General features: G+C 65.3%; 23 protein-coding genes. 14 read left to right on the forward strand and 9 right to left on the reverse strand.

All coding sequences use genetic code 11. From position 1 onward, the window contains the following. The coding region (locus AC1DYK_RS13690; RefSeq protein WP_478166813.1) for a PhoX family protein at positions 1-1,134 on the reverse strand (1,134 nt) is incomplete at its 3' end. A gap of 556 nt (positions 1,135-1,690) precedes the next feature. On the opposite strand from AC1DYK_RS13690, the gene AC1DYK_RS13695 reads away from it, so the two are divergent. Then, positions 1,691-1,942, forward strand: coding sequence for a hypothetical protein (locus AC1DYK_RS13695; RefSeq protein WP_478166814.1), 252 nt, complete (start codon positions 1,691-1,693; stop codon positions 1,940-1,942). Positions 1,943-2,070: 128 nt separating this feature from the next. Here the strand turns inward: AC1DYK_RS13695 and AC1DYK_RS13700 are convergent, their stop codons facing one another. From AC1DYK_RS13700 to AC1DYK_RS13710, 3 genes are all read right to left on the reverse strand, one after another. Next, positions 2,071-2,868, reverse strand: a complete 798-nt coding sequence (locus AC1DYK_RS13700) for an IclR family transcriptional regulator (protein WP_478166815.1) — start codon at positions 2,866-2,868, stop codon at positions 2,071-2,073. Between the two features lie 41 nt (positions 2,869-2,909). After that, entirely contained in the window at positions 2,910-3,971 is a 1,062-nt protein-coding gene (locus AC1DYK_RS13705) for a Gfo/Idh/MocA family protein (protein ID WP_478166816.1), read from the reverse strand. Between the two features lie 86 nt (positions 3,972-4,057). Then, positions 4,058-4,969 (reverse strand): helix-turn-helix domain-containing protein, encoded by a 912-nt coding sequence (locus tag AC1DYK_RS13710; RefSeq protein WP_478085338.1) that lies wholly within the window; start codon positions 4,967-4,969, stop codon positions 4,058-4,060. 107 nt (positions 4,970-5,076) lie between these two features. Here AC1DYK_RS13710 and AC1DYK_RS13715 point away from each other — a divergent pair, with 107 nt between their 5' ends. Genes AC1DYK_RS13715 through AC1DYK_RS13725 form a run of 3 tightly spaced genes read left to right on the forward strand, consistent with a single transcriptional unit; the run spans position 5,077 to position 8,029 of the window. Further along, a complete protein-coding gene (locus AC1DYK_RS13715; RefSeq protein WP_478166817.1) occupies positions 5,077-5,892 on the forward strand; it encodes an SDR family NAD(P)-dependent oxidoreductase in 816 nt (271 codons plus the stop codon). Between the two features lie 23 nt (positions 5,893-5,915). Continuing rightward, positions 5,916-7,685 (forward strand): FAD-dependent oxidoreductase, encoded by a 1,770-nt coding sequence (locus AC1DYK_RS13720; RefSeq protein WP_478166818.1) that lies wholly within the window; start codon positions 5,916-5,918, stop codon positions 7,683-7,685. Beyond that, the gene (locus tag AC1DYK_RS13725; RefSeq protein WP_478166819.1) at positions 7,685-8,029 is read left to right on the forward strand and encodes an NIPSNAP family protein; all 345 of its coding nucleotides are present in this window, start codon (positions 7,685-7,687) and stop codon (positions 8,027-8,029) included. Before AC1DYK_RS13720 ends, AC1DYK_RS13725 begins: the two co-directional genes overlap by 1 nt. Here the strand turns inward: AC1DYK_RS13725 and AC1DYK_RS13730 are convergent. Genes AC1DYK_RS13730 through AC1DYK_RS13750 form a run of 5 tightly spaced genes read right to left on the reverse strand, consistent with a single transcriptional unit; the run spans position 8,026 to position 14,078 of the window. Further along, positions 8,026-9,612, reverse strand: coding sequence for an acyl CoA:acetate/3-ketoacid CoA transferase (locus AC1DYK_RS13730; RefSeq protein ID WP_478166820.1), 1,587 nt, complete (start codon positions 9,610-9,612; stop codon positions 8,026-8,028). The two genes, AC1DYK_RS13725 and AC1DYK_RS13730, sit on opposite strands and share 4 nt — an antisense overlap. 5 nt (positions 9,613-9,617) lie before the next feature. Further along, positions 9,618-10,877: an acyl-CoA dehydrogenase family protein gene (locus AC1DYK_RS13735; protein ID WP_478166821.1), complete on the reverse strand. Its 1,260-nt coding sequence runs from the start codon at positions 10,875-10,877 to the stop codon at positions 9,618-9,620. Then, positions 10,823-11,632, reverse strand: coding sequence for a sugar phosphate isomerase/epimerase family protein (locus AC1DYK_RS13740; protein ID WP_478166822.1), 810 nt, complete (start codon positions 11,630-11,632; stop codon positions 10,823-10,825). The genes AC1DYK_RS13735 and AC1DYK_RS13740 overlap by 55 nt, the downstream gene beginning before the upstream one ends. A gap of 34 nt (positions 11,633-11,666) precedes the next feature. Beyond that, entirely contained in the window at positions 11,667-12,293 is a 627-nt protein-coding gene (locus AC1DYK_RS13745; RefSeq protein WP_478166823.1) for an NIPSNAP family protein, read from the reverse strand. A 9-nt stretch (positions 12,294-12,302) separates the two neighbouring features. After that, a complete protein-coding gene (locus AC1DYK_RS13750) occupies positions 12,303-14,078 on the reverse strand; it encodes an FAD-dependent oxidoreductase (RefSeq protein ID WP_478166824.1) in 1,776 nt (591 codons plus the stop codon). A 103-nt stretch (positions 14,079-14,181) separates the two neighbouring features. On the opposite strand from AC1DYK_RS13750, the gene AC1DYK_RS13755 reads away from it, so the two are divergent. The 10 genes from AC1DYK_RS13755 to AC1DYK_RS13800 all read left to right on the forward strand — a co-directional run bounded on the left by AC1DYK_RS13755 (position 14,182) and on the right by AC1DYK_RS13800 (position 24,298). After that, positions 14,182-14,970 (forward strand): shikimate dehydrogenase family protein, encoded by a 789-nt coding sequence (locus AC1DYK_RS13755; RefSeq protein ID WP_478166825.1) that lies wholly within the window; start codon positions 14,182-14,184, stop codon positions 14,968-14,970. Between the two features lie 224 nt (positions 14,971-15,194). Further along, positions 15,195-16,949, forward strand: coding sequence for an FAD-dependent oxidoreductase (locus AC1DYK_RS13760; protein WP_478166919.1), 1,755 nt, complete (start codon positions 15,195-15,197; stop codon positions 16,947-16,949). A gap of 130 nt (positions 16,950-17,079) precedes the next feature. Continuing rightward, positions 17,080-17,925, forward strand: coding sequence for an SDR family NAD(P)-dependent oxidoreductase (locus AC1DYK_RS13765; RefSeq protein WP_478166826.1), 846 nt, complete (start codon positions 17,080-17,082; stop codon positions 17,923-17,925). Between the two features lie 26 nt (positions 17,926-17,951). Then, positions 17,952-18,803 (forward strand): branched-chain amino acid ABC transporter permease, encoded by an 852-nt coding sequence (locus AC1DYK_RS13770; protein WP_478166827.1) that lies wholly within the window; start codon positions 17,952-17,954, stop codon positions 18,801-18,803. A 24-nt stretch (positions 18,804-18,827) separates the two neighbouring features. After that, positions 18,828-19,814, forward strand: coding sequence for a branched-chain amino acid ABC transporter permease (locus AC1DYK_RS13775; protein ID WP_478166828.1), 987 nt, complete (start codon positions 18,828-18,830; stop codon positions 19,812-19,814). A 23-nt stretch (positions 19,815-19,837) separates the two neighbouring features. After that, positions 19,838-20,557 carry an ABC transporter ATP-binding protein gene (locus AC1DYK_RS13780; protein WP_478085360.1) on the forward strand — a complete coding sequence of 240 codons (720 nt, stop codon included), beginning with the start codon at positions 19,838-19,840 and terminating at the stop codon, positions 20,555-20,557. Continuing rightward, complete coding sequence (locus AC1DYK_RS13785) at positions 20,554-21,261, forward strand: ABC transporter ATP-binding protein (RefSeq protein WP_478166829.1); 708 nt, start codon at positions 20,554-20,556, stop codon at positions 21,259-21,261. Before AC1DYK_RS13780 ends, AC1DYK_RS13785 begins: the two co-directional genes overlap by 4 nt. A gap of 75 nt (positions 21,262-21,336) precedes the next feature. After that, the gene (locus AC1DYK_RS13790; RefSeq protein WP_478166830.1) at positions 21,337-22,542 is read left to right on the forward strand and encodes an ABC transporter substrate-binding protein; all 1,206 of its coding nucleotides are present in this window, start codon (positions 21,337-21,339) and stop codon (positions 22,540-22,542) included. Continuing rightward, a complete protein-coding gene (locus AC1DYK_RS13795) occupies positions 22,539-23,462 on the forward strand; it encodes an NAD-dependent epimerase/dehydratase family protein (RefSeq protein ID WP_478166831.1) in 924 nt (307 codons plus the stop codon). Before AC1DYK_RS13790 ends, AC1DYK_RS13795 begins: the two co-directional genes overlap by 4 nt. Positions 23,463-23,467: 5 nt before the next feature. Then, a complete protein-coding gene (locus AC1DYK_RS13800) occupies positions 23,468-24,298 on the forward strand; it encodes an SDR family NAD(P)-dependent oxidoreductase (protein ID WP_478166832.1) in 831 nt (276 codons plus the stop codon). The last annotated feature ends 178 nt before the right edge of the window (positions 24,299-24,476 follow it).

A 24,476-nucleotide genomic window follows, 5' to 3' on the forward strand; every position in this document is an offset into this window, starting at 1 on the left:
AAGCATGCCCGTGGCCAGGTCGTACTCCCATACCGCGCCTTCGCCGTTGCCGCCCGCGCCCGCGTCGTTCACCCCGGTCGCGGTGTCGACGATGAACAGCTTGCCGTCGTGATGCCAGATGCCTTCGCCTCGCGCCATGCGCAAGCCGCCCTGCGCCCAGCCCTGCGCAAACGGGCCGGCCACCGATGTGGTGCCCGCGAAGCCTGGCAGCGCAATCGACGCCGGGTTGGCATCGGGATCGGCGATGTCCACCCATTCGAGGCTGTGCGTGTCGCCGGTCGAGGCGACATTGAGGTCGGCGTTGGCCTTGCCGACCACCTTGGCCATCTGCAGCTTGCCGCCCGCTTCGTAGCTGCCCGGGCGGCCGCTCGCATCGTTGGGGATGAAACGATAGAAGCCCGACTTGTTGCGGCTGTCCTCGGTGAGGTAGGCGAAGCGCGTCTTCGGGTCGACGGCGACGGCCTCGTGGCTGAACCGGCCCATCGAGACGATCGGCTTGCCCGTCGTCTCGGCCGCGTTTGCGCGCACCTCGAACACGTACCCGTGCTTCTTGCCGCCTTGCGACTCGAGGTTGCTGCCGGTCTCTTCGCAGCTGAGCCAGGTGCCCCAGGGCGTGGGACCGCCGGCGCAGTTGGTGAGGGTGCCGCCCAGGCTCGCCTCCATGCCGAGCCACTGGCGGCCCTTGAAGCGCAGGTTGGTGGTTCCGCCGCCGGCAAATCGACCGTTCACGCTGCTCGAGGCGGTGTCGTACATGGCCGGCGCCTGGATCAGGCCTGTCGATTGGCCGCGCTCGTGGTTGCGCACCAGCACCACGTCGACGCTGTTGCCGCGACCGTACGAAGCGATCACCGCCATGCCGTCGTGATTGCTCGGGCAGGGTTGGCCGTTGTTCATCGGGTCACCGGTCCAGCCGTAGGACCGGTAGGCAAAACCCTCAGGCAGCTGCAGCAGCGGCAGGCCCGTGGCTTCATCGAGCGCAGGCGCGACGGGACCGTACGGGCTGGCGACGAGGCCGGTGCTGCCGGTGGCGGCGTTGGCGTTTCGAGCTTGCAGCGCCTGCATGGTGCCGATGAACGAGAGGGCGGCAACCGAGGTCGAGCCGCGCAGAAAACCGCGGCGGGAATTTAGCGACATGAGAGCTCCTGAGGGTGTGGGGGGTGCCCCGCATTGAAGAGCGTCGCTGTGACAGCGCCGTTACAGGCCGCGGTTCTTGGGGGTTATGGTGAGCGAGCCTGGTCAAAGTTGTTGAGCCAGCCGTCCCAGATGGCGAGCTTTCCCAGACACGCGACACTTGGGGCCTCTTCCCGCGAAGCCGCTTCCGGGCCCTGATCGGCTGCTGATGGCTGGGCCGCCGGCAGCAGGGCGCCTCACCTCTATTGATGAGGTCGAGCCTGAGGCGCGCCAGTTTTTCTATCAATTTTCGGTTCCCGCCCTAGACTTCACGTCGCGGCCGCTACGTCGTGCACATCGACAGGTTCTTTCGGTGCCCTGTCGGCCACAACGGCGATTGGGTTCGAGTCGAGGTGGCAAACGCGGTTTTCCATCGCACAACCTCGACAGCGATGTGGCGGTCTCCGGCGCTGGTAGGGGACGCTGAGGCGCCGCTCTTGACCGAGCGGATTCCCCGATGCCGGGGACCGCCTTCCCGACCGGTCTGGGTAGGTGCTGACCATCGTTCGAGGAGTCTGCCATGCCGATGCCGCTAGAGTTGCTCCAGGCGCTCGCTGATGCCGAACCGCCGATCGACATCGTCAATCCATCAGTCCATCGGGAACTGCGAATCCTTCATGAGGCTGGCCACATCATCTGCAGCTTCCCGCCGCTGGGGACGGCCCGGCCGCAACCCGCCTGCGTCCACATGGTGACGGCGCTCGGTCACAAGGCGCTCAGGTACTTCGGGCCAGGAGCGTCGTGGCGCAAGAGCGGCGATGCAGCTTGGTGAGAATGTCGGAGAGTGGGCACGTTTTTTTTCATCTAGTCTCGGCCCAGCTCCGCACCTCTCGGCAAGTCGATCGGAGCCAAGAGGCCGATCGATGTTACAAGTACGCTGCGTCGGCTCCCTCGGAAAACTTAGTATCCCGCGCCTGCATGGGCGCGATTGAGCAACGGCGAGGCCGCACTCACGGCCGCAATTTCGTTAGCGGCCTCCGTCAACGCCGGGGCGAGTTCCCGAAGCTTCTTTTCATTCAGGCGGACGGTCGGCCCGGAAATGACCAACACGCCGACTGCGCCCTTGTTGCCAGGCCGGATCGCGACTGCGACAGACGCCAGCCCTTCCACATAGGTCTCGCTCGTGATGGCATAGCCATCCGCTCGGATTCGGCGTAGCGCCTTCATCAGCGCGGCAATGGAAGGGGGGGCCTTGGGACCGAAGCGCTCCGGCTTTCCCAGCCCCTGTTTGGTAACGAGTGCAATTGCATCGTCGTCGCTCAATGTCGCGAGCCAGCACTGCCCTGAAGACGTACAAGACAGCTGTGCGTCGATTCCCATGTCGGGGTCGTACTTCAAGCCGCTGCGCGCGCCCTGTGAAAGCGCCACCCAGGTCAGGTGATCCACATCCACCACGCCGAGGCGCACCAGTTCGCCGCTGGATTCGGCCAGCCGGTCCAAGATGGGCTGGCACAGATCCACGACACCGGAATACTTCAGGTAGTTGAGGCCGAGAGAAACCAGTTTTGTCGTCAAGACATAGTCTCCGCGCTCTCGCGACTGCCGAACGTATCCTTGCGCTGCAAGTTCCAGGAGCAAGCGATGGGCCGCGCTGCGCGGCATCTCCAGCTCATCGGCCAGGGTGGCGAGGGAAACGCCGTTGACGTCGGCGGCCAGCCGTTCGAGGATACCCAGGGTTCTTTGCAATACGCCGGACATTCGGATCTGCCTTCAGCGGCCTCGAGGCGCGCGTGGGTTGTTTAAATGGCCAAGCTTACCGGTTGTCGGGTCTGCGCCGCCCGAAGCACAGCCTGGATCGCCTGGAGGGTCCGCAACGCGTCGGGCCCCGAGCACACCGGCGTCTCCTGACCTTCCGCTACGGCACGGAAATGGCGCAGTTGTTCGGTGTAGGGGTCGGCGGCGTGGACCGCCGTGCGTTCGTGCGTCAACGGAGCGTGCCAGCCGCGGCTGCCACTGTAGCGCCACACATCGAGCCGCGGCAATGTCAGCGAGCCTTCCGTGCCGGAGATGAAATGCGAGTTCACGTCCTGCTGCGCATAGTGTGATGCTTCTCCGGCGGCCAGATCCCAGTTCCACGGCGAGACTGCCGCGTCCGAAACGCACATCGTGCCGAGCGCCCCGTTGGCGAATCGCAGCGTCACTGCCGCAGTGTCCTCGACCTCGAAGCCGCGCAAGGCGTTGGAGGTGAGCGCCTGGACTTCTGCGATTTCGCCCAGCAGGTAGCGCAGCATGTCGATGTCGTGAATCAGATTGATCAGCACCGGGCCTCCGCCCGGCTGCCGCCGCCAAGCCAGGTCGTAGTAGCTGTCGGGCTTGAGCCAGGTCGCCATCGCGTTCACGCTGACCGGGCGGCCCAGCACGCCATCTGCGATGAGCGCCTTGGCCGCACGCATGATCGGATTGTGGCGCCGCTGGTGACCGACCATCAGCGGCACGCCGTGCGCCGATGCAGCATCGCACAAGCGCTTCGCTTCTTCGGCGTTGTCGGCGACCGGCTTTTCCATCAGGACGGGAAGCCCGCGGGCGATGCAAGCCAGGCCGATTTCGGCATGGGTGGCGTTGGGCGTGGCGACGATCGCGCCCTCGATCGGCGCGCGTGCAAGCATGTCGCGGAAGTCGGCGAACCATGGCACTGCCAGGCGGTCGGCCAGCAGGCGAGCGCCGTCGGTCGGGTCGGCGATGGCGCCCAGCGCGACCACGTCGTGTCGCGCAAGACGTTCGATGTGCATGCGACCGATGGCACCCGCTCCGATCACGCCGATGGGGAAGCGGGTATGAGGTTCGCAAGCAGATGAAGACATGTCAGATCCCCGATGCGGGTGTTGGAATCAAGTTTAATTTCTGAATAGTATTCCAAGAAGCAGGATCGTGCAGTGACGTCCTCGCTCTACGGCTTGAGCGTTCGCTCCGGGTTGCGCATGGCCTCGGCCGCGCGAGCGCGGAACTCGCGTGGCGTCATGCCGGTTCGCTTGCGGAAGAATCGACTGAAGTAGGCCTCGTCCGCAAAGCCGAGCCCGTCGGCCAACTGGCGGACGCTGCTCGCGGTATAGACGAGTTCCCGCTGGGCCTCGTGGATCAATCGGGCTTGCACCACTTCCAAGCCAGACATGCCCAGTGCGTCGCGGCAGAGACGTGTCAGCTGGCCCGGTGTGACGCCCAGCTGCGATGCGTACGCCTGCATCGGGAGGTGCTCCTTGAAATGCCGGTCGACGAGGGCCCGGAACTTTTCGATCTGCACGGCCTTGCGTGAAGCGAGCCGCACGGGTTCCGTCGCCTGGATAGCCTGCAGTCGTGCAATCTTCACGAGCAGGGCGATCAACAGTGACATGCCCGCCGCCACATGCCCGGTGGCGTGGAAGCGACTCTCGCGCTCGATCGCCAGGAAGAGTGGCATGAGTTCTTCAATGTCGCGTTCGCTTGGCAGAGCGGTGGCGCCCGGCTTGTGGACCGTCTGCAGCAACTCCGGCATGAGGACGCCGGCCAAGGATTCCAGGGGGCGTTGTGCAGCCGTGATCACCGGGCCGTCGACGTCGGGAGAAAAGTGAAATCCATGCACGGTTTGTGCAGGAATCAGAAGAATGCAGGGCGACGCCAGCTGGATCCGTGCCTGATCGAGCAGCACTTCGACCGAGCCCTGCGTCAGGCAAAGGATCTGGATGAATGCATCGTGCGTGTGGGGTCGGATCTCCCAGTTGTAAGGGAGCGAGCGCTCCGGGATCCATTCGAAATCGAAGAAGCTCTGCCAGGCTGGCAGAGCTTGATCCCCGTAGAGGGAGTAGTTCGGAATGTCCCGCGCCATGTGATTTCCGTCGAAGCCTGCACGAATTGTCCTGACATTTGCTGGATTCGTCAAAACCAGTCAGCGCGGGCATGCCAACAATTTGGTCTTCAAAAAAAGGAGACCTCATGACCCCCAACTCTCGGCCGCACTGGCTCGGCCTGGAAGGACAGGTGTGCGTCGTGACCGGCGCCGCCAGCGGCATCGGCGCTGCCGTCGCCCGCAGCCTGGCGCAGGCAGGCGCAAAGGTCGCGCTGCTCGATCGCGATCTTGCGGGGGCACAGGGCGTGGCCTCGGAACTCGGCGCCTCCGGTCTGGCCGTGCGCTGCGACATCGCGGACGAGGCCAGCGTGGAGGCCGCTGCGCAGCACGTGCGGGCCGAACTCGGCAACTGCCGAGTCCTTGTCAACAACGCCGGCCTGCTGCGCCCGGGGGGGTTGGCGGATGTGAGCCTCGCCGACTGGAACCATGTCCTGTCGGTCAACCTCACGGGCTACCTGCTGTGCGCACGGGCCTTCGCAGAGCCCATGCGAGAGGCCGGGTGCGGCAGCATCGTCAATGTGGCTTCCATCTCGGCCCTCTTTCCGCAGACGGGCAGCGGCGCCTACAGCGCCAGCAAGGCGGGCGTGCTGCTGATGTCGCGCCAGATGGCGGTGGAGTGGGGGCCCGAAGGCGTGCGCAGCAACGCCATATGTCCCGGAATGATCCGAACGGCGCTTTCGGCCGGCTTCTACGAGCAGGCCGGCTTCGAGGCCCGTCGCGCCGCCGTGACCGCCAGCCGCCGGATCGGGGAGCCGCAAGACATCGCCGACGTGGCGCTATTTCTTGCCAGCCCGCGCTCGGCGTACGTGAACGGCGCTGAGCTTTCGGTCGACGGTGGCATGTCCTCCATGTTGATGGACATGGTCCCGCGCCCCGGATTCAACAACGCTGTCGTCCACTGAACCCGCGAACGGAGATCGAGAAAATGTCCCAAGACTTCAAGTGCGATCTGATCGTGATCGGCTCCGGCGCGGCCGGCCTTGCCACCGCCATCACGGCAAGAAAGCGCGGCCTCGATGTGGTGGTGCTGGAGAAGGAGCCGGTGTTCGGCGGCACCACCGCACTTTCCGGGGGCGTGCTGTGGATTCCGATGGGCCCGCATGGCCGCAAGCAGAATCCGGCCGACACGCGGGAGGCCGTGCGAACCTACATGATGCAGGAGACGGGCGCGTTCTACGACGAAGCCGCGGTCGAAGCGTTCCTCGACTTCGGCCCGCGGATGGTCGAGTTCTTCGAACGCGAGACCGACATGAAGTTCGTGCCGACACTCTATCCCGACTACCACCCCGATGCCCCGGGCGGTGCAGACATCGGTCGCTCGATCCTGGCGGCCCCCTACGACATCCGCGGTCTTGGCAAGGACATGGCGCGCTTGAAACCCCCGCTCAAGACCATCACGTTCATGGGCATGATGTTCAACTCGTCGAACGCCGACCTCAAACACTTCTTCCAGGCGACGAAGTCGCTGACCTCTTTCCTGTACGTCGCCCGGCGACTCGCAACGCACATGAAGGAATTGCTGCTCTACCGTCGCGGCATCAACGTGACCAGCGGCAATGCGCTGGCGGCACGTCTGGCGAAATCTGCACTGGATCTGGGCATCCGGATCCTCACGAGCTCACCCGCGAAGCAGGTGCTGCTCGAAGGCGGCAAAGCGGTCGGCGTGCTTGCGACAGGCCCGCAGGGCGACTGCCGGATCACCGCACGCCATGGCGTGGTACTGGCCTGCGGCGGATTTCCGCACGACATTCAACGCATCGCCAAGGCCTATCCACACGTTCAGCGCGGCGCAGAGCACCTGTCGCCTACGCCTGTCGGCAACACCGGCGACGGCCTCGCGATGGCTGAGGCCGCCGGCGGCACGGCCGACATCCGCTTCGCAGACAGCGCGGCTTGGATGCCGGTGTCCCGCGTGGACTATGGCAAAGGCGAAATCGGCGTGTTCCCGCACCTGCTGGACCGCTACAAGCCGGGCGTCATCGGTGTGTTGAAGAACGGCAAGCGCTTCACGAATGAATCGAACTCCTACCACGACGTGGGCGCGGCCATGGTGCGCGCCTGCGCCGGGCAGAAAGAGACAGCGATGTGGCTGGTGTGTGACAAGGAGACGCTCGGCAGGTACGGCATCGGCTTCGTCAAGCCTGCGCCCATGCCAATCGGAAAACACCTTCGCAGCGGCTATCTGATCCGAGGGGCGACGCTGTCCGAACTCGCGAGAAACGCCGGCATCGACCCGGCGGGTCTGGAGGCGACGGTGCGCGCGTTCAACGTCGGCGCGGTCAAGGGTGAGGACCCGGAGTTCGGCCGCGGCACCACCTCGTTCAACCGCTATCTGGCAGACCCCGAGAACAAGCCGAACCCGTGCGTGGCGCCGGTCGAGAAGGGGCCTTTCTTCGCCGTCAAGCTCATCATGGGAGACCTCGGCACTTTCGACGGCATCAGGACGAGCGTGGTCGGCGAAGTGCTCAAGCGCGACGGCACGCCAATTCCAGGGCTGTATGCCGTCGGCAACGACCGCGCCAGCGTGATGGGCGGAAACTACCCCGGGGCCGGCATCACGCACGGCCCGAACATGACTTTCGGTTTCGTGACCGGCAATCACATTGCCGACAGGGCAGCAGCGCGCAAAGGCGGTGGCCGGACATCTGCAGGCATGGATGCGCGCATCTCAGCGCACAGCGTCGAGGTTGTCTGATGAACGCGATCAACAAGCCACTCGTCGATCACCGCATCTACACCATCGCGCTGCGCAAGATGCCCGAGTTTCTGGAGGTTTTCAACCGGCTCGCCATGCCGGTTCTGCTGGAGACGCTCGGCCATCCGGTCGGCTTCTACACCGCATGGGTCGGACCGCAGAATCAGTTCGTTCACCTTTGGGGCTATGACGATCTGGCGGACTACGAGCGCCGGTGCCAGGCCCGCGATGCGCACCCGGATTTCCCCGCCTACCTGGCGGCGTCGGGCCACCTGATCACCGCTCAGGAAACGCGGCTGATCAAGCGGGTGGATCTCCCCGGCTGGTGGTTGCAGCCCATCTAGGCTTCCGATGCCAGAAAGTGCTTCGCGGCCATGATCTCGACTTCGTGCGCCATCCTCGGCGTGAACCCCATCTGGTCAAGCACGTCGCGCTGCAGGTCGATGCCCGGCGCAAGCTCAAACAGCTCGATGCCCTGTCGCGTCAACCGAAAGCTGGCGCGCTCGGTCAGGAACAGCACCTGCTGCCCGCGCTGGAGGGCTTGAGGCCCACTGAAGGTGATCTGCTCCACTTGCGCGACGACCTTTCGCACGCTGCCTTGTTGGCGTACCTGCATCCGTCCATCGCCGGTTTCCAGTTTGACGCCCTTGGCCGCGAAGGTGCCGCAGAACACGACCTTGCGCGCGTTCTGCGCGATGTCGATGAATCCTCCGGGGCCGACCGTCAATCCGCCCAGCCGCGATGCATTGACGCTCCCCTGGGCGTCGAACTCTCCGAAGCCCAGGAAGGCGATGTCCAGGCCGCCGCCAGCGTAGAAATCGAACTGCGTGGCCGCGTCGAGCATGGCGCTGGCGTTGCGCGCGTAGCCGAAGAGCACGCCGTCAAGCAGGGTGCCGCCGTAGGTCCCGTGCTCGATCGTCTGGTAGATGCGGCCCATTTCGCCGCGCGAGGCGATCAGTTTGGCCACGGCATCGGGCACGCCCACGCCGTAGTTCACGACCGGTCGGAGCTTTCCGGTGTTGAACAGCTCCAATGCGGCTCGGCGTGCGATGGCCTGGCGTTCGCCGAATGCCTCGGCCGCCGCCGCCTTCTCGGCTTCGTGGTCGCGCCGTTCGCTGGCGAGGCGTTCGGCGCCGGACAGCTCACCGCTGAGGGCTGGGTCGAAGGGTATGTCGTAGCTGGCTCGCTGCTCGGCATCGACCACGATGGCATCGACCCAGGCGGCTGGGATCCGCACCTCACGCGCCTTCAGTGCGCCGTGCGCCAGCCGCTCCTTGACCTGCACGATGACTTTGCCGCCGCTGTTGCGAGCCGCCAGCGCCAGCGATTGGGCATCGAGGTTGGCCGCTTCGTGCTCAAAGCTGATGTTGCCGTCTTCGTCGGCCGCGCTGGCGCGTACCAGCGCGACGTGGATCGGAAAGGGCTTGTAGCGCAAGTATTCGCGCCCGTCCATCTGCACCACCTCCGACAGGTCTTCCTTCGCCGATGCATTCATCCTGCCGCCGCCCTGGCGCGGGTCGCACACGGTGCCCAGGCCGACATGGGTGAACAGGCCGGGGCGGCCGGCGCCGATCTCGCGCATCAGCTGGCTGGAGACGCCGCCTGGCAGGATGTAGGCCTCGATCTTTTCGTCTTCCGCGAGCTTCTGCATCGCGGGCGACCAGACCCAATGTCCGCCGATCACGCGCGCGACCAATCCTTCGTGCGCAAAGCAGTTCATCCCCTTGGTCTTCTTGTCACCGATGCCCAGCGCGTGAATCATGGTCAGGCGTCGCGGATGCTGCGTGGCGAGGTACCGGGCCTGGACGGCTTCGAACAGGCAGGTGGCTTCCATCAGGCCGCCACCGCCGCCCATCAAGCCAACCGTGTCGCCGTCGCGGATCAGCGCTGCGGCCTGCGCAGCCGTCATGAATTTTTCGTTGTTCATGGCTTTCACCGGTTCACGTCGAACAGCTGCGCACCCTTGCGCAGGGCGCTCTTGGCGATGACGCCGCGGTGAATCTCGCTGGTGCCGTCGAAGATGCGATAAATGCGCGCGTCGCGGTAATAGCGTTCGATCGGCAACTCCTTGCAGAATCCCATGCCGCCGAAGACCTGAACCGCTCGATCCACCACACGACCCAGCGTCTCGGCCGCGAGGACCTTGACCATGGCGATCTGTTCTCGTGCATCCAGGCCCTGATCGAGCATCCAGGCGGCGTGGTAGACCATCCACCGCGCGGCGTTGATCTCGATCACGCTGTCCGCAATCATCTGCTGAACCATTTGGAAGTCGCCGATGCGGGTGTTGAACTGCCTGCGCTCGTTGGCGTAGCCCACCATCAGTTCGCAGACATGCGTGGCTTTGCCGACCGCGCGAGCGCCAACTTGCGCCAGCCGCACCACGTTGAGAGCGCCCATGGCGAGCTTGAAACCTTGACCGGCTTCGCCGAGCAACGCCTCGTCCTCGAGTGCCACGTTGTCAAAGAAGAGTTCCAGGTGCGGTGTGCCGCGGATGCCCATCATCTTCTGGTCCTTGCCGACGGTGAAGCCGGCCAGGCCCTTGTCGACCATGAACATCGATATCTCCTTCTCGCCGGTCTTCGCCGAGACGAGGAAGAAATCGCTCCATTCGCCATCGCTGATGAAGTGCTTGCTGCCGTTGAGCACCCAGCCGTTGTCGGTCTTCTTCGCGTGGGTCTTGATGCCCGCGGCGTCCGAGCCGGCGCCCGATTCCGTGATGGTGATGGCGCAGGTTCGCTTTCCTTTCACCGAGGGTAGAAGCCATCGCTCCACCTGCGCGCCCTTGCAGTGCAGCAGCGGCTCGTACACATTGCCAAAGGCTCGGCGAATCAGGTAGTCGCTGGTATGCCCGAATTGCTCCTCGCACAGGATGCGGTCGAGGTTGGAGAGGCCGCCTCCGCCCAGTTCGGTGGGCATGTTCAGTGCATACAGGCCGAGTTCCTTTGACTTTTGATGGACGGCGGCAGCCTTGGCGTCGTCAAGACGGCCCTGGTTCTCCAGTTCTTCTTCGAGGGGGCGAAGTTCTTCGGCGATGAATCGACGCACCGTGTCGATCATCATTCGTTGCTCGTCGTTGAGGGCGAAGTCCATGGTTGCTTGTCTCTCTGGATGATGTGTTTCGGGGAGGATGCTGCTCAGTTCTTCGGATCGGTGAACGGGCGGCTGTGAGCCAGGCATTGCCGCGCCCATTCGGTCTGGCCCACTTCGGCCATTCGCTCGAGGTGAACGACTTCTACGCTGATGGGCAGGTCGGCCGGCAAGGCGTGGAACAGCCCTTGCAAGTCGATGCCGCCCTCGCCGGGCTGCAAGCGCTCGCAGCGTGCGGTATGGATCATTTCTTCGATGGCGAATGGCCTGCCGTGCTGAGCCTGGGTCGGCGCGTCGCAGATTTGCGCGTAGTGCAGCAGCGAACGCGGAATGGCCCGGATTTCTTCCAGCGTGGTGTCGGAGCGGTCAAAGTGCAATGCGTCGACCAGGATGCCGGCGTTGGCCGGGTTGTCTGCGGCCTGTATGACCCGCAGCGCGGCCTTGACGTCGGGCACCGCTGTCCAGGGCATGAACTCCAGGTCGGCGGTCATGCCGTAGGGACGCATCAATTCGCACAGGCGAGCGTAGCCTTCGCTGAGGCGCGCCTGGTTCGGGTCATCGCCGGCCACCAGCACGGCCTTCGCACACAGTGCCGCGCCGGTTTCCAGCAGCGCAAGGAAGCTTCGAGCTTCGAAGCCTTCGCCGATCCGAATGATCTCGAGGTCGAACACGCCGACGCCCGTATCGCGGAGTACTGAGACGGTTTCGCGCATCTGCTCGGGGCGGTCGATCAGGAATTGCTGCTGCGCGCCGGCTGCATTGGGCAGGAGGCGAAGGCCCACATGATCATAGCCAAGCTGCGCAGCGAGGCGCACGGCTTGCGACGGAGAGAGCATGCAGGAGCTGAGGTAGGCCAAGGAATGAACGCGCGACACGATGTGTTTCTCCGACTCACTTCAACGGCGAGACCACAGTCGGCAACGCGATGATCGAGGTCATTTGCGTCGTCAGGTGCGCAGGTCCGCCTTTGGGCGGCCAGATCCCTTGTGCGACCGCCTCGGCGCGTGCCTTGCTGCGCGCGTCGAGTGTCGGGTAGGCCCAGATGTTGGTGAAACGCAGGGGACCGTCGAGCCCGACCATCGCCACCACGCAGGGCGAAATCTCTTCTCGCGCAGGCAGGTACTGCTGCCACAGATCCAGGGTCGGCTGAACGCCGCCCGGCTTGATCCCGTAAGTGCGTATCTCATACACCGGGCCGCCGATACCCGATTCGGTGCTGGGGCGCACCGGCTTCATCCAGCTGAAGCCCTGGTAGCTGTGCTGCTCCATGCCTTGGAAGATGTCACCGCAGCCGAACGGGCTTGCGTCACGTTGCGTGCGATCGCGTTCGAGCTGCAGCGTGGCCAGGTCGTCGAAGCCGCGCATGACGATCATCTGGTTGAGTGGGCCGATGTCAGTCGACCAGCAGGCGAGAAACTCGCCGCGGGCCTGGTTCGCCGCGGCGAAGGCCTGCACGTTGGCTGCCGCCTGTGCGGCAGTGCCCATGGGCAGGGTCATGGTGGTGAGTTCGTAGTACATGGCGGTTCCTCAAAGTTCGGGATCAATGCACGCGTGCTCGCGCTCCCCACGCGAGGGGGCTGCACGGCCTGTGGTTCTGGATGTCGCGGCGTGGTGCGCGGCGATGAAGCCAAAGGTCATGGCTGGGCCGAGCGTGATGCCGCCGCTGGGATAGCGCCCCCCCATCACGCTGTTCATGTCGTTGCCGCCTGCATAGAGCCCGGCGATCGGATTGCCTTGCGCATCCAGCACTTGCGCGTTGGCGTTGACCTGCAGACCTGCGAAGGTACCGAGGCTGCCCGGCAAGATCTTGACGGCGTAGAACGGCGGCTTCAGGAGCGGGGCCATGCAGGGATTGGGATGGCCAGCAGCCACGTCGCCCTGGAGGCGGTTGTAGGGCGTTTCGCCCTTTCGGAAGTCAGCGTCCTGGCCGTCCATCGCTTGCGCGTTGTAGCGCAGCACGGTGGCTCGAAGCATTGGCGCGTCGATGCCGCACACGCCGGCCAGTTCGTCGAGCGTACGGCCGCGCTTCAAGTAGCCATTGCGAAGCAAGCGCCCGCGCGGCATGGGTGCGGGCTTGACGGCGCCAAGCCCGTAGCGGCGAAGGAAGCCGTGGTCGCAGACCAACCAGGCTTCGACGGGATCGCCGGCGGGAGTGGCGGCCAGCAGGTCGCACATGAAGTCGTGGTACGAATCGGCTTCGTTCGTGAAGCGCCGGCCGGCGCGCGTCACCGCGATCAACCCGGGTTTGGCGCGCTCGATCAGGTGAGGGAAGTGCGTCACCGTGCCATCGGCCCTTGGCACCAGGGACACCGGCGCCAGCGCCGCGGCGTGCGCCAGATCCGTCGCCACCACACCGCCCGCCGCTTCGCCCAGGCGCAGGCCATCCCCGGTATTGCCGCGTGACGCAGCCGACCAATGTGCATGGCCGGTTCGGGCGTGCGCAAGCAGCACCCTCTTGCGCTGCACATCATGAGGGAAACCTCCGCAAGCCAGCATCACGCCGCGGGTGGCCCAGATGTCGACTTCGCCCGCTGGCGTAGCGATCAAGGCACCGGCCACGCGGCCATCGCGCTTCAACAGCCGAAGCGCCGGGCTTCCGACGCGGATCTCGACACCGGCGTCGAACGCCGAAGCGGCCAGGCCCGCCACCAGGGCGTTGCCATTCACGAGGCGCATGCCGCGCCGATGCGCCAGCAGATCGCGCCAGTGGCTCAGTACGCGCCTTGTCACATGACGGAACGACGCCGCGGATCGCATCGCGTTGAGGAAGTGGCGCAACTCACCGGACGCGATACCCATGCCCCACAAGGTCGTTTCCTCCAGCGGGGGCTTGAGTTGTGTGATGTGGTCGCCAAGCCGCCGTCCGTCGAAGGGCGCGGCGCAGAGCGAGCGGCCGCCGGTCGCGGCGTCGACCGTCCGGCCGTGGAAGTCGGGAACCCCGTTGCCGTCGATGAACTGCAGTGCGGTGCGCGAACTGAAGAATTCGACCATTCGCGGGCCGTTCTCCAGGAAGGCGCGGGCGAGCGACTCGTCGAACCGAGCGCCGAGTTCATGGCGCAGGTAGGACAGCGGCTTGCCGATGTCTTCGTCGATGCCGGCGGCGATTGCCAGCGGATTCCGCGGAATCCACATCCAGCCGCCAGACCAGGCGGTGGTGCCGCCGTACTGCGCCTCCTTCTCCACCACCAGCACCTTGAGCCCGAGGTGCGCCGCTGTCACTGCGGCGGAAAGGCCCCCGGCGCCAGACCCGATCACGAGCAGGTCGCAGTTGTCGACGGATCCGCGAGAGGGCGTAGAGGGCATGGCGCGATCCTAACGAAAAAAAGAATTACGTTCAATACTTGAACACAATTCCATTTTCACCTACGATCAGCCCCAACCGATCCCGTTCGCAGGAAACATCACCATGACTCTCGACGGCGCCACACGCGTCCACTTCATCGTCGGAGACCCGATCGCGCAAGTGAAGTCACCGGCCGCTGTGACGCGGGCCTATCAAGACCGCGGGCGCAACGCCATGGTCATGCCGGCGCACGTTTCACCTGCCGACCTTGCCGCCTGGCTGGCCGGCGTCTCGCTGTCCAAGAACGTCGACGGCATCATCGTCACGGTGCCGCACAAGTTCGCCTGCTTCGACCTGTGCGCCACGTCCTCGGAGCGGGCGGCATTTCTGCATACCGCGAACACCATGCGCCGCAATGCGAACGGCAGCTGGCACGGCGACATGTTCGATGGCTTGGGTTTCGTCGCCGCCCTGCGCGACAAGGGTTGCGCGCCCGAAGGCAAGAAAGCCTTGCTGGTCGGCGCGGGCGGTGCCGGCTCGGCGATTGCTCATGCACTGGTGATGGCGGGCGTGAGCGCGCTCGCCATTCACGACGAAGACGCGCAGCGCCGCCACGCGCTGGTGGCGCGGCTGGGCGGCCTGGACAAGTGCCCGGTCCACGAGGGCTCGGCCGATCCGGCCGGCTACGACATCGTGATCAACGCGACGCCCGTTGGCATGAAAGACACCGATCCACTGCCGCTGGCCACGGACAAGCTTGCCGCCAACACATTCGTGGGCTGCGTCATTACCGCGCCGGCCATCTCGGCACTCATCGCCGCGGCACGCGCCCAGGGCTGTCCCACCCTGACCGGCGTTGACATGTTCGCGAAGGTGAGCGACCTGATGGTCGACTTCCTCCTCGAGGTCTAGGATGAAAAACCCCCGAAGCGCCTGCGGCGCCCCGAGTCGCTGCCAGAGGCAGCGGCTCTTCGAGTCCGTCCAAGCCTGCGCAGGCAGGCTTGGAGCCGCGGACCTCAGCCCCTCGAGGGGGCGATACCAGCGGCCCGGCAAAGCCGGTTCCGCGGTATCCCTGGCATTTGGCTGCGCCGGTTTCATGCGTCGCGGGTCACGCGATCACGTGGTGGAGCACTGAGATGCGGATTTGCCAGAACGACCTCGCCGCTGTTCACGACGGTGCCCGCTACGACATCGTTGTGATCGGCGCCGGCGGCGCCGGCATGGCGGCTGCGCTCTATGCTGCGATCGATGGCAAGAAGGTCTTGCTTGTCGAACGCACGGAGTATGTTGGCGGCACCACTGCTCGCTCCGCCGCGACAACGTGGGTGCCCGGCACGCATCACGCGGCCTCCGTGAATCCGACGGACACGCTGGAGGACGCCGCACGCTATCTGACAAATGCAATCGGCGAGCGCACGCCGGCGTCTATGCGGCAGGCCTTCCTGGACAACGGCGCGCAGGCGGTCAAGCAGATCGAAATGCATTCCGAAGTCAAGTACCGGCCGTACCCGAAGCATCCCGACTACATCTCCGACCTTGGCGGTTCAACCCTCAACGGCCGTGCGCTCGAGCCGCTGCCCTTCGATGGCCGCAAGCTCGGCCCGCTCCTGTCCTTGGTGCGGCCGCCGATCCCCGAGTTCACGGTCTTGGGCGGGATGATGGTCGATCGCAACGACATCAACCACTTGCTTGGCATGACTCGATCGATGGCGTCATTCAAGCATTCGGCCAAGATCATTTCGCGTCATGCGAAAGACCGGCTGACCCATCCGCGCGGCACGCGCCTGGTCATGGGCAATGCGTTGATCGGGCGCTTGCTGTATTCGCTGGCGCAGCACGACAACGTCACGCTCGCGCTGAACACATCGATCGAAGGCATCGATCGTGAAGCGAACGGGGAGGGCGCCATCGATGCCGTCACGCTGGAGCAGAACGGCGAGCGGCGCAGGGTGCGCGTCGACGGCGGCGTCATTCTGGCCAGCGGGGGCTTCAATCGCCACGCCGACCTGCGCAGGACCCTGCTGCCGGGCATCGAGCCGGACTGGAGCCCGGCCGCGCCAGGCCACACGGGTGCCGCGCACGATCTGGTGCGCAAGCTCGGTGCGCGCTACGGAAATGGCGGCCTGTCGCACGCATTCTGGGCGCCCGTGTCGCTGCGCCAGCGCGCAGATGGCAGCATGGCGTCGTTCCCGCATTTCGTGATGGACCGCGCCAAGCCTGGCATGCTGACCGTGAATCAAGCGGGCCGGCGCTTCGTCAACGAAAGCACTTCATACCACCTGTTCGGGTTGGCGATGCAGACGGCACACGAAGTGTCGCCGTCGATTCCAGCCTGCTTGGTCTGCGACGCCGAGGCATTGCGAAAGTACGGGATCGGCATGGTGCGCCCCGGCGGCAAGGGCCTCGCGCCGTTCCTTGCCGACGGCTATCTCACGCGGGGCAAGACGCTTGATGAATTGGCGGCCAAGCTCGGTATCGATGCCGCCGGCCTGAAGGCCAGCGTTGCCGCGATCAACAGCTACGCGGAAACGGGCGTCGACCCTGACTTCCAGAGAGGCGAGACGGCCTACCAGCAGAACATCGGCGATGCCGCGTGGAGCGGCAAGAACCCGAACATCGGGCCGTTGAAGCGGGCGCCTTACTACGCGATACGGCTCTACCCCGGCGACATCGGTGCTTCCACCGGCTTGGCGACCGATGCCGACGCGCAGGTGCTGGGCGAGAACGATCGACCGATTCCCGGCCTGTACGCGGTCGGCAACGACATGCACTCGATCATGGGCGGCGTCTATGTCGCCCCTGGCATCACCCTCGGCCCCGGCCTCGTTTTCGCCTACCTCGCGGCACGGCATGCCGTTGCGCGTAGCGGCGCTCACTTAGGGAAAACCTGACTCGAGCGCGCACGAAAAGTCCTGCTTTCAGCCGCAATCGTCGACTGACGGCGAGGCTCGGCAAAACATCATTGCCTATCGCGGCGCCGAGTTGAACGGCCTGCACGAGACCGAACAGGAGACAAAGAGAATGCAAGCCAAACGCCCGGATTTGATGCCGGAATCGGACGAGCCTCCGCCTGCACCATCCGTCCAACGCGTCGCGGTCATTACGGGCGCCGCCGATGGCATCGGCTGGGCCACGGCGCAGCGCCTTGCCAGTGACGGCTGGCGCGTCGCGCTGCTCGACCTGCGGACCGAGGCGGTGGAGGCGCGCGCCGGCGAACTCGGGCAGGGCCACCTTGGCCGGGCCTGCGACGTGACCGATGCCTCCAGTGCGGACGCTGCCATTGCCGCCGTCGCCGCGGACATGGGCCGAATCGATGCACTCGTGAACAACGCCGGCATCGGCGACCAGACCCGTCCGACCCTCACGCAATCGATCGAAGCTTTCGATCGGGTGCTGGCTGTGCATCTGCGCGGCACCTTCCTGATGAGCCAGGCCACGCTGCGAGTCATGCAAGAGCAGCCGCGCGACGGCCGAGGCAACCGCGGCGCCATCGTCAACTTGGGTTCGATTGCCAGCTTGGGTGGTATCCCCGGCCGCAACGCTTACTGTGCCGCCAAGACCGGCGTCGTGGGGCTCACGCGCGCATTGGCCAGCGAATGGGCGCGCGAGGGCGTGCGTGTCAACGCCGTGGCGCCCGGCTATGTGCGCACGGCGATGGTGGCGCGATTGGTGCGCGAGCGCGCGATCGATGGCCTTGCCATCGCGCACCGCACGCCGTTGGGCCGCATGGCCGAACCGGCCGAGGTCGCCGAGGCCATCGCCTTCCTTGCCTCGCCGCAAGCCAGTTACGTCACTGGCGCAGTGCTGCCGGTGGACGGAGGCTGGTCCGCCTTCGGCGCCCCCGAAAGTGCGATGCCCGCACTCTGACTCAAACACACCCAGGAGGCGAACCCATGCTCACCATCAACATCTTCAACGGCCTCGTATACGGCGCATTGCTTGTCGTGATGTGTTCCGGCCTGGCGCTCATCTACGGACTGCGCCGCGTCGTGAACTTCGCCCATGGCTCGCTCTATATGCTGGGCGCGTACCTGGGCTACTCGATCGCGCTGCACAGCAATTTCTGGGTGGCACTGTTGGCGGCTCCTGCCATCATGGCGCTGTTCGGCGTGTTGCTGGACCGCTATGGCTTTCGCCTGCTGCAGGATCGCGACCCGCTCACGGTGGTCCTGGTGACCTTCGGCCTGCTCCTGATCATCGAGGACTTCGTCCAGACGGTGTGGGGGAAGAGCAATCTCACGGTGACCATGCCGAGCGCGCTGGCCACGTCGTTGGATTTCCTGGGCACGCAGCTGCCGGCCTACCGGTTGGCCGTGATCGGCGTCGGCGCGCTGGTAGCGCTCGGGCTGACCGCCTGGCTGCGCATGTCCAAGATCGGCCTGTTCGTGCGGGCTGCCAGTACCGACCCCACCACGACGGCCATGCAGGGCATCAACACCGACCTTCTCAGCGCGGGGGTGGTCGGCCTGGGCACAGCCCTCGCGGGCCTGGCCGGCGTCGTGGCCGCGCCTTTCCTGTCGCTGTCGCCCTCGATGAGCAGCGACGTGATCATCGATTCCTTCGTCGTGGTGGTTGTTGGCGGCCTCGGGTCGCTGGCAGGCGCCTTCGTTGCCGCGATGGTGCTGGGCATGGTGCAGGCGCTCGGCGCCGTGTACGTGCCTGATCTGTCCGCGGTGTTGCCCTTCGTGATCATGGTCGCGGTGCTGATCTGGAAGCCATCGGGCTTCGCAGGCAGCCGTACCTGAGTCGCACAACCTGGAGACATCGCAATGACAAAGCTTCGATTGGGAACGAGCGCCGCCGGTGCGCTGGCAGCAGGCGGGGTCGTGGCCGCATTGGTCGGCTCGGGCACCGTGTTGTCGCTGCTGACGCAAGCCGTCATCTTCGGCGTATTTGCCCTGGGCGTGGGCCTGCTGCTGCGGCAGAACGGCATGGTCAGCTTTGGCCATGCGCTGTTCTTCGGCCTGTCCGGCTACTCGATGGGCATCGTGCTGGAACTGGGCTGGATGCCGGCCGAGCTGGCCATCCTTTGCACTCTCGCCATGGTGGCGCTCTGTGCCTTCGTCGTCGGGCTCGTGATCGTGAGAGTGCCGGGCGTTGCCTTCAGCATGATGACCCTGGCCATCGGCCAGATGTTCTTCCTCACCGCCTCGCGCTCGCGTGGACTGACTGGCGGAGCCGACGGCATGAACGTCAACTGGCCCGCCACGCTGTTCGGAATTCCGCAGTCGCTGCTGCACAAGCCGGTGGTGCTCTTTCTGATCTGCTGGACGGTCCTGGTCCTGCTGATGCTGGCGCTCGCGTTAATGCTGCGCAGCCGCTTCGGCAGCGTGACCGAGGCGGTCCGAGACAACGAGGAGCGCGCCCGCTTCATCGGTGTGCGCACGCTGCTGCCGCGCGCCGCCGTGTATGCGTTGTCGGCAACCGTGGTGGCGTTGGCCGGACTGCTGTCGGCGCTGAACACCGGCTTCGTATCACCCGAAGCGCTGCATTGGAGCGTGTCGGGCGTGGCGTTGATGATGGTGGTGGTGGGCGGCTACAAGGCGCTGTGGGGCCCACCGCTTGGCGCCATCGTGTACTTCCTGTTTAAGGATGTGCTGGGCGACTACGCCAATCACTGGATGGCGATCTTCGGCGTCGCACTCATCACCGTCATCGTGTTCTCGCCCACCGGCATCGCCGGCGCATTCGAGCGCCTGGGCAAGGGCAAGCACCGCGAGGTGGACGCCCCGGGCCGGCCGGCCTCGGTGCACTGACAGTCAGAGAGGAGACGACAACCATGAACGACTATGTGTTGCAGGCCGACGATGTCGCCATCCACTATGGTGGGGTGAAGGCGGTGGACGGCGTGGGCCTGACCTTGGAGCGCGGCCAGATACGCGGCTTGATCGGTCCCAACGGCGCAGGAAAGTCCACCGTGATCGACGCCATCACCGGTCGTCGCCGCCTGACGCGCGGCAGGGTGATGCTGGGCGGTCAGGACGTGACCGCCCTTGGTGTGGTGGAGCGGCGCATGCGCGGGCTCTCACGCAGTTTCCAGCGCACGAGCATCTTCGGCCAGATGAGGGTGCGCCGACAGGTCGAATTGGCCTCGCACCGCATGAATCCAGAGGGTTACGAGGCCGACGCCGAGGCAGTGCTCAGGGAGTTGGATTTGCACCCGCGCGCCGACGACGTGGCCGATGACCTGGGCTACGGCGAACAGCGCCGGCTCGACCTGGCGCTGGCGCTGGTCGGCCGGCCTGCCGTGCTTCTGCTGGACGAGCCGATGGCCGGTCTCTCGGTCAAGGAATCGCTGGACCTGGCCCAGCATCTCAAGGCGCTGACCTCGCGCTGGAACGTCTCGGTGCTGCTGGTCGAGCACGACATGGACGTGGTGTTCGGCATCTCGGACGTGGTGACCGTGTTCGAGCTCGGCCGCGTCATCGCAAGTGGCGAACCGGCCGCCGTGCGCGCCGATCCGCGCGTGCGAGAAGCCTACCTGGGGAGCGCGGCATGACAAGCTCCTTGCTGGAACTCGAGAAGGTCAACGCCTTCTACGGCTCGGCCCACATCCTGCATGACCTGAGCCTGGCAGTGCACCCGGGCGAGCGCGTGGCCCTGGTCGGGCGAAACGGGATGGGCAAGACAACGGTGGTCAACACCATCCTTGGCTTGGCAGCATTGCGCAGCGGGCGGGTGCAGGTCGGCGGGAAGTTGCTGGCGCGGCCGCGAACCTACCAGGCGGCCCAGCAGGGCGTGGTTGTGGTTCCGCAGGGACGCCGAATCGTGGCCAATCTCAGCGTCGAGGAAAACCTGCAACTCGGCGCTGCCGTCGGCCGCAAGGGTCCGTGGACCGTGCAGGAGATCTACAAACTCTTCCCCATCCTGAAGGAGCGTTCCCACACGCCTGGCACCGCGCTCTCGGGCGGCCAGCAGCAGATGCTGGCCGTGGGCCGCGCGTTGATGGCGAACCCCTCCCTCATCCTGCTGGATGAGCCGACCGAAGGCCTGGCTCCGGTGATCGTCGACCAGTTGGCCGTCATCTTCAACCGGGTGGCCGGCCAGGGCACCGCGCTGCTGCTGATCGAACAGAACATGAGTCTCGTGGTGCGCGTCGCCAGCCGCTACTACGCGATGGCGAAGGGCTCGGTCGTCGCACAGGGGCCGGTCCGCAACAGCCGTGAAGGCCTGCACGACCTCGAAGCGCACGTGATGGTCTGAGCCTGCGGCGGTCGATGCCCCGTTCTTTCGTTACGGCCGCCGGACCGCCTCCGGCGTTTGATTCAGGAGACACACATGCCCACAAAGAAACCCCTCTTGCAGCTCTGCGCTGCATCCGTCCTTGCGCTCGGCGCGGCACTGCCCCTGGCGGCGCTCGCACAGGGCAAAGAGCCCGTCAAGGTCGGCCTCGTATCGTCCAAGTCGGGCGTGTTCGCCCAGCAGGGCGAGGAGGTGATGCGCGCGGTCAAGTTCGCCATCGAGGAAGCCAACAGCAAAGGCGGCGTCGACGGCCGGAAGGTCGAGGTGCAGGAGGGCGATGACGAAGGTACGCCCGATGCCGGACGGCGGGTGGCCGAAAAGCTTGCGCGCGATGGCAACAACCTGCTGATCGGCGCAATCCCGTCGTCGATCTCGCTGGCGATCGCCCAGAATCTGGACCGCTGGGATGCTGCCTATTTCGTGGTGGCCAGCAAGTCCGACAAGCTCACGGGCGACACCTGCAAGCCGCGCAGCTTTCGCACCAATCATTCAGACGCGATGGACATCGCGATGATCAACGAGTGGGCCAAGGGGCTCCCTGAGAAAAGCTTCGCAGTACTCGCCGCCGACTACGTGTGGGGCCGCGATTCGGGTGAATCCTTCAAGAAGGCGGCCGAAGCCGCGGGCAAGAGCGTCAAGCTGAGCCTCTACGTGCCGCTGGGTACCAAGGACTTTTCGCCCTACATCGCGCAACTGAAGGACGCCAACGTCGAGGCGATCTGGGTTGCAGAGACCGGCCGTGACGCGATCGCCTTCGTCAAGCAGGCGGAGGAGTTCGGCCTGATCCCGAAGACCAAGCTGATCGGCCATGCATTGATTCAGAACTTCATGATCAATGCGACCGGAAAGGCGCTCGAAGGAACTCCCGGCAACACCGCCTTCACAGCGACGCTCGACAACCCGAACAGCAAGGCGTTCGTCGCGGCTTGGAAGGCCAAGTTCAACCGTGTCCCCACCGACAACGAAGGTCAGGCCTACAACGGCATGCAGGTCATGTTCGAGGGCGTGAGGAAGTCCGGAAGCGTCAAGCCCGCGGAGGTCAGCAAGGCACTCCGCGGCGCGGAGATCGAGACGATCTACGGCAAGGTCACAATGCGCGCTGCCGACAACCAGCTCTTGCTGCCCAACTACGTCGCGCGTGCCAAGTCGGTCGACGGCGCGATCGTTCCGGTGATCGAGCACATCTACCCCGCCTCGCTGACACCGCCACCGTCGCCGCTGTGCAAGATGGCCCAAGGATGACGGCGCTGACTGCCGGAGGAACACAGTTGAAGAGAGTGCTGGTCACGGGCGGCAGCGGCTTTCTTGGCGCCTGGATCGTGCGTCGCCTGAGCATGCGTGGCATTCAGGCGCGCGTTTTCGACGTCCAGGAGAGGCGCAGCACAGTGGCCGCCATCGCTGGCGACTCCCTGGCCCGGGAACTCGACTGGCGAGTGGGTGACATCCGCCGGGCCGACGACGTACGCCAGGCCATGGGCGGCTGCGACGGTGTCGTTCATCTGGCCGGTGTGCTGACACCGGACTGCAGTGCAAACCCGGTGCTTGGCGCCGAGATCAATCTGATCGGTTCGCTCAACGTGTTCGACGCCGTGCGTGCCCAGGGCATCGGCCAGCTCGTCTACGCGAGTTCCGCTGGCGTCTATGGTCCGGATGATGCGCAGCGTCCGATGCCCGCGACGCACTACGGTGCCTTCAAGCTGGCGGTCGAAGGATCTGCGCGTGCCTACTGGCATGAGCATCGCGTGGCGAGCGTCGGCCTGCGGCCATTCGTCGTCTACGGACCGGGGCGCGAGACCGGCGTGAGCGCCGGTCCCAGCCTCGCGTGCCGCGCCGCGGCACGCGGTGAGGCGTTCACGATCGGCTACACCGGCGCATCGGGCCTGATCTTCGTCGAGGACGCAGCGCATGCATTTGAACAAGCGTTGCTGACGCCGACGCAGGGCGCCAATGTAGGCAACCTGGTTGGGGAATCGGCTACCGTGGAAGAGTTCATTGCCGAGATTCGGCGCCAAGTTCCGGGGGCCCGACTCAATGCAGAAGGTCCACCACTCACCATTGCTTCAGGCATTGCGGAGGAAGGATTGGACGCCCTGTTGCCTCCCCGCCAGCGCACAAGCCTTTCTAGCGGGATCGCGTCGACTATCCGGCACTACTTCCAATAGGCCTCATGAAAACCGAAACATTCCATCTGCCTCCCGTTCATGCCCTTGTCACTGGCGCCACCGGCGGCATAGGTCGTGGAATCTGCTTTGCGCTGATCAAGCAGGCGCGCGAGGACGGCGCACCGATACACATCAGCGCCGCCGCCTCGCAAGGAGGCAAAAAGCTCGATGGCCTGCTCGAGGAGCTTTGCGCCGCGGGTGCTACTGCAAGCGGCGTCACGGGGGACATCACGGATGCCGCGCAGTGTTCAGCGCTTATCGCGCAGGCGTCGAATAAAGGCGGAGACTTGACGACACTGATATGCAATGCTGGCGCCTCCGGCCCCGGGAAGCTGGCCGACCTGCCGTTGGCCCAGTGGGACAAGACCTTCAATCTCAACGCCAGATCGTGCTTCCTGCTATCGCAAGCCGCACGACCACAACTGATGCGCACGGGGGGAAGCATCACCGCGGTGGCCTCGATGTCGGGCTTATTGCCCCATCCCGGCTACGGCGCGTACTCGGCATCAAAGGCTGCACTCATCATGTTATGCCGCCAACTTGCACAGGAGTGGGCGGTCGACCGGATCCGCGTCAACACCGTGTGTCCGGGCATGATTCGTACGCCTCTGACGGAGGCGGTCTATCAGGACGACGCGATACTCGATCAACGCCTGTCGTTGGTGCCGATTGGGCGCATTGGTACGGCGCAGGAGATAGGTGCGGTCGTTGCATGGTTCGCTAGCGCGGGCGCGGCATACGTGACCGGGCAGAGCCTGACAGTTGATGGCGGTATCTCGGATCGAATTCTTTCGCTTATCCCCGGACGGCCCGGAAGGGGGCCGGTCGTGCAGTGAGGCCTCGGGAGTGACCCCCTCGGGGTGGACAGGATGGTGCTCGCGAATTGACCTGGCGTCGGGCGTGCAGTTGCTCGAATTGGCTCTGACTGACCTTTCGGGTCGCCCGGCAACACTCCGGGAGCGCTGGCCTTAGCCACGCAACTCGCCACTGGCCGCAGGGCGGAATGATGACGCC

Source organism: Variovorax sp. P2_H12, assembly GCF_056403395.1.

Bases quoted from the DNA above. Each gene is read 5' to 3' on its own strand.
- AC1DYK_RS13785 (WP_478166829.1), top strand. From the start codon at position 20,554: ATGACAAGCTCCTTGCTGGAACTCGAGAAGGTCAACGCCTTCTACGGC.
- AC1DYK_RS13750 (WP_478166824.1), bottom strand. From the start codon at position 14,078: ATGCCCTCTACGCCCTCTCGCGGATCCGTCGACAACTGCGACCTGCTC.
- AC1DYK_RS13700 (WP_478166815.1), bottom strand. From the start codon at position 2,868: ATGTCCGGCGTATTGCAAAGAACCCTGGGTATCCTCGAACGGCTGGCC.
- AC1DYK_RS13760 (WP_478166919.1), top strand. From the start codon at position 15,195: ATGCGGATTTGCCAGAACGACCTCGCCGCTGTTCACGACGGTGCCCGC.
- AC1DYK_RS13720 (WP_478166818.1), top strand. From the start codon at position 5,916: ATGTCCCAAGACTTCAAGTGCGATCTGATCGTGATCGGCTCCGGCGCG.
- AC1DYK_RS13770 (WP_478166827.1), top strand. From the start codon at position 17,952: ATGCTCACCATCAACATCTTCAACGGCCTCGTATACGGCGCATTGCTT.
- AC1DYK_RS13775 (WP_478166828.1), top strand. From the start codon at position 18,828: ATGACAAAGCTTCGATTGGGAACGAGCGCCGCCGGTGCGCTGGCAGCA.
- AC1DYK_RS13795 (WP_478166831.1), top strand. From the start codon at position 22,539: ATGACGGCGCTGACTGCCGGAGGAACACAGTTGAAGAGAGTGCTGGTC.
- AC1DYK_RS13725 (WP_478166819.1), top strand. From the start codon at position 7,685: ATGAACGCGATCAACAAGCCACTCGTCGATCACCGCATCTACACCATC.
- AC1DYK_RS13765 (WP_478166826.1), top strand. From the start codon at position 17,080: ATGCAAGCCAAACGCCCGGATTTGATGCCGGAATCGGACGAGCCTCCG.
- AC1DYK_RS13735 (WP_478166821.1), bottom strand. From the start codon at position 10,877: ATGGGCGCGGCAATGCCTGGCTCACAGCCGCCCGTTCACCGATCCGAA.
- AC1DYK_RS13755 (WP_478166825.1), top strand. From the start codon at position 14,182: ATGACTCTCGACGGCGCCACACGCGTCCACTTCATCGTCGGAGACCCG.
- AC1DYK_RS13745 (WP_478166823.1), bottom strand. From the start codon at position 12,293: ATGTACTACGAACTCACCACCATGACCCTGCCCATGGGCACTGCCGCA.
- AC1DYK_RS13715 (WP_478166817.1), top strand. From the start codon at position 5,077: ATGACCCCCAACTCTCGGCCGCACTGGCTCGGCCTGGAAGGACAGGTG.
- AC1DYK_RS13730 (WP_478166820.1), bottom strand. From the start codon at position 9,612: ATGAACAACGAAAAATTCATGACGGCTGCGCAGGCCGCAGCGCTGATC.
- AC1DYK_RS13710 (WP_478085338.1), bottom strand. From the start codon at position 4,969: ATGGCGCGGGACATTCCGAACTACTCCCTCTACGGGGATCAAGCTCTG.
- AC1DYK_RS13695 (WP_478166814.1), top strand. From the start codon at position 1,691: ATGCCGATGCCGCTAGAGTTGCTCCAGGCGCTCGCTGATGCCGAACCG.
- AC1DYK_RS13800 (WP_478166832.1), top strand. From the start codon at position 23,468: ATGAAAACCGAAACATTCCATCTGCCTCCCGTTCATGCCCTTGTCACT.
- AC1DYK_RS13705 (WP_478166816.1), bottom strand. From the start codon at position 3,971: ATGTCTTCATCTGCTTGCGAACCTCATACCCGCTTCCCCATCGGCGTG.
- AC1DYK_RS13790 (WP_478166830.1), top strand. From the start codon at position 21,337: ATGCCCACAAAGAAACCCCTCTTGCAGCTCTGCGCTGCATCCGTCCTT.
- AC1DYK_RS13780 (WP_478085360.1), top strand. From the start codon at position 19,838: ATGAACGACTATGTGTTGCAGGCCGACGATGTCGCCATCCACTATGGT.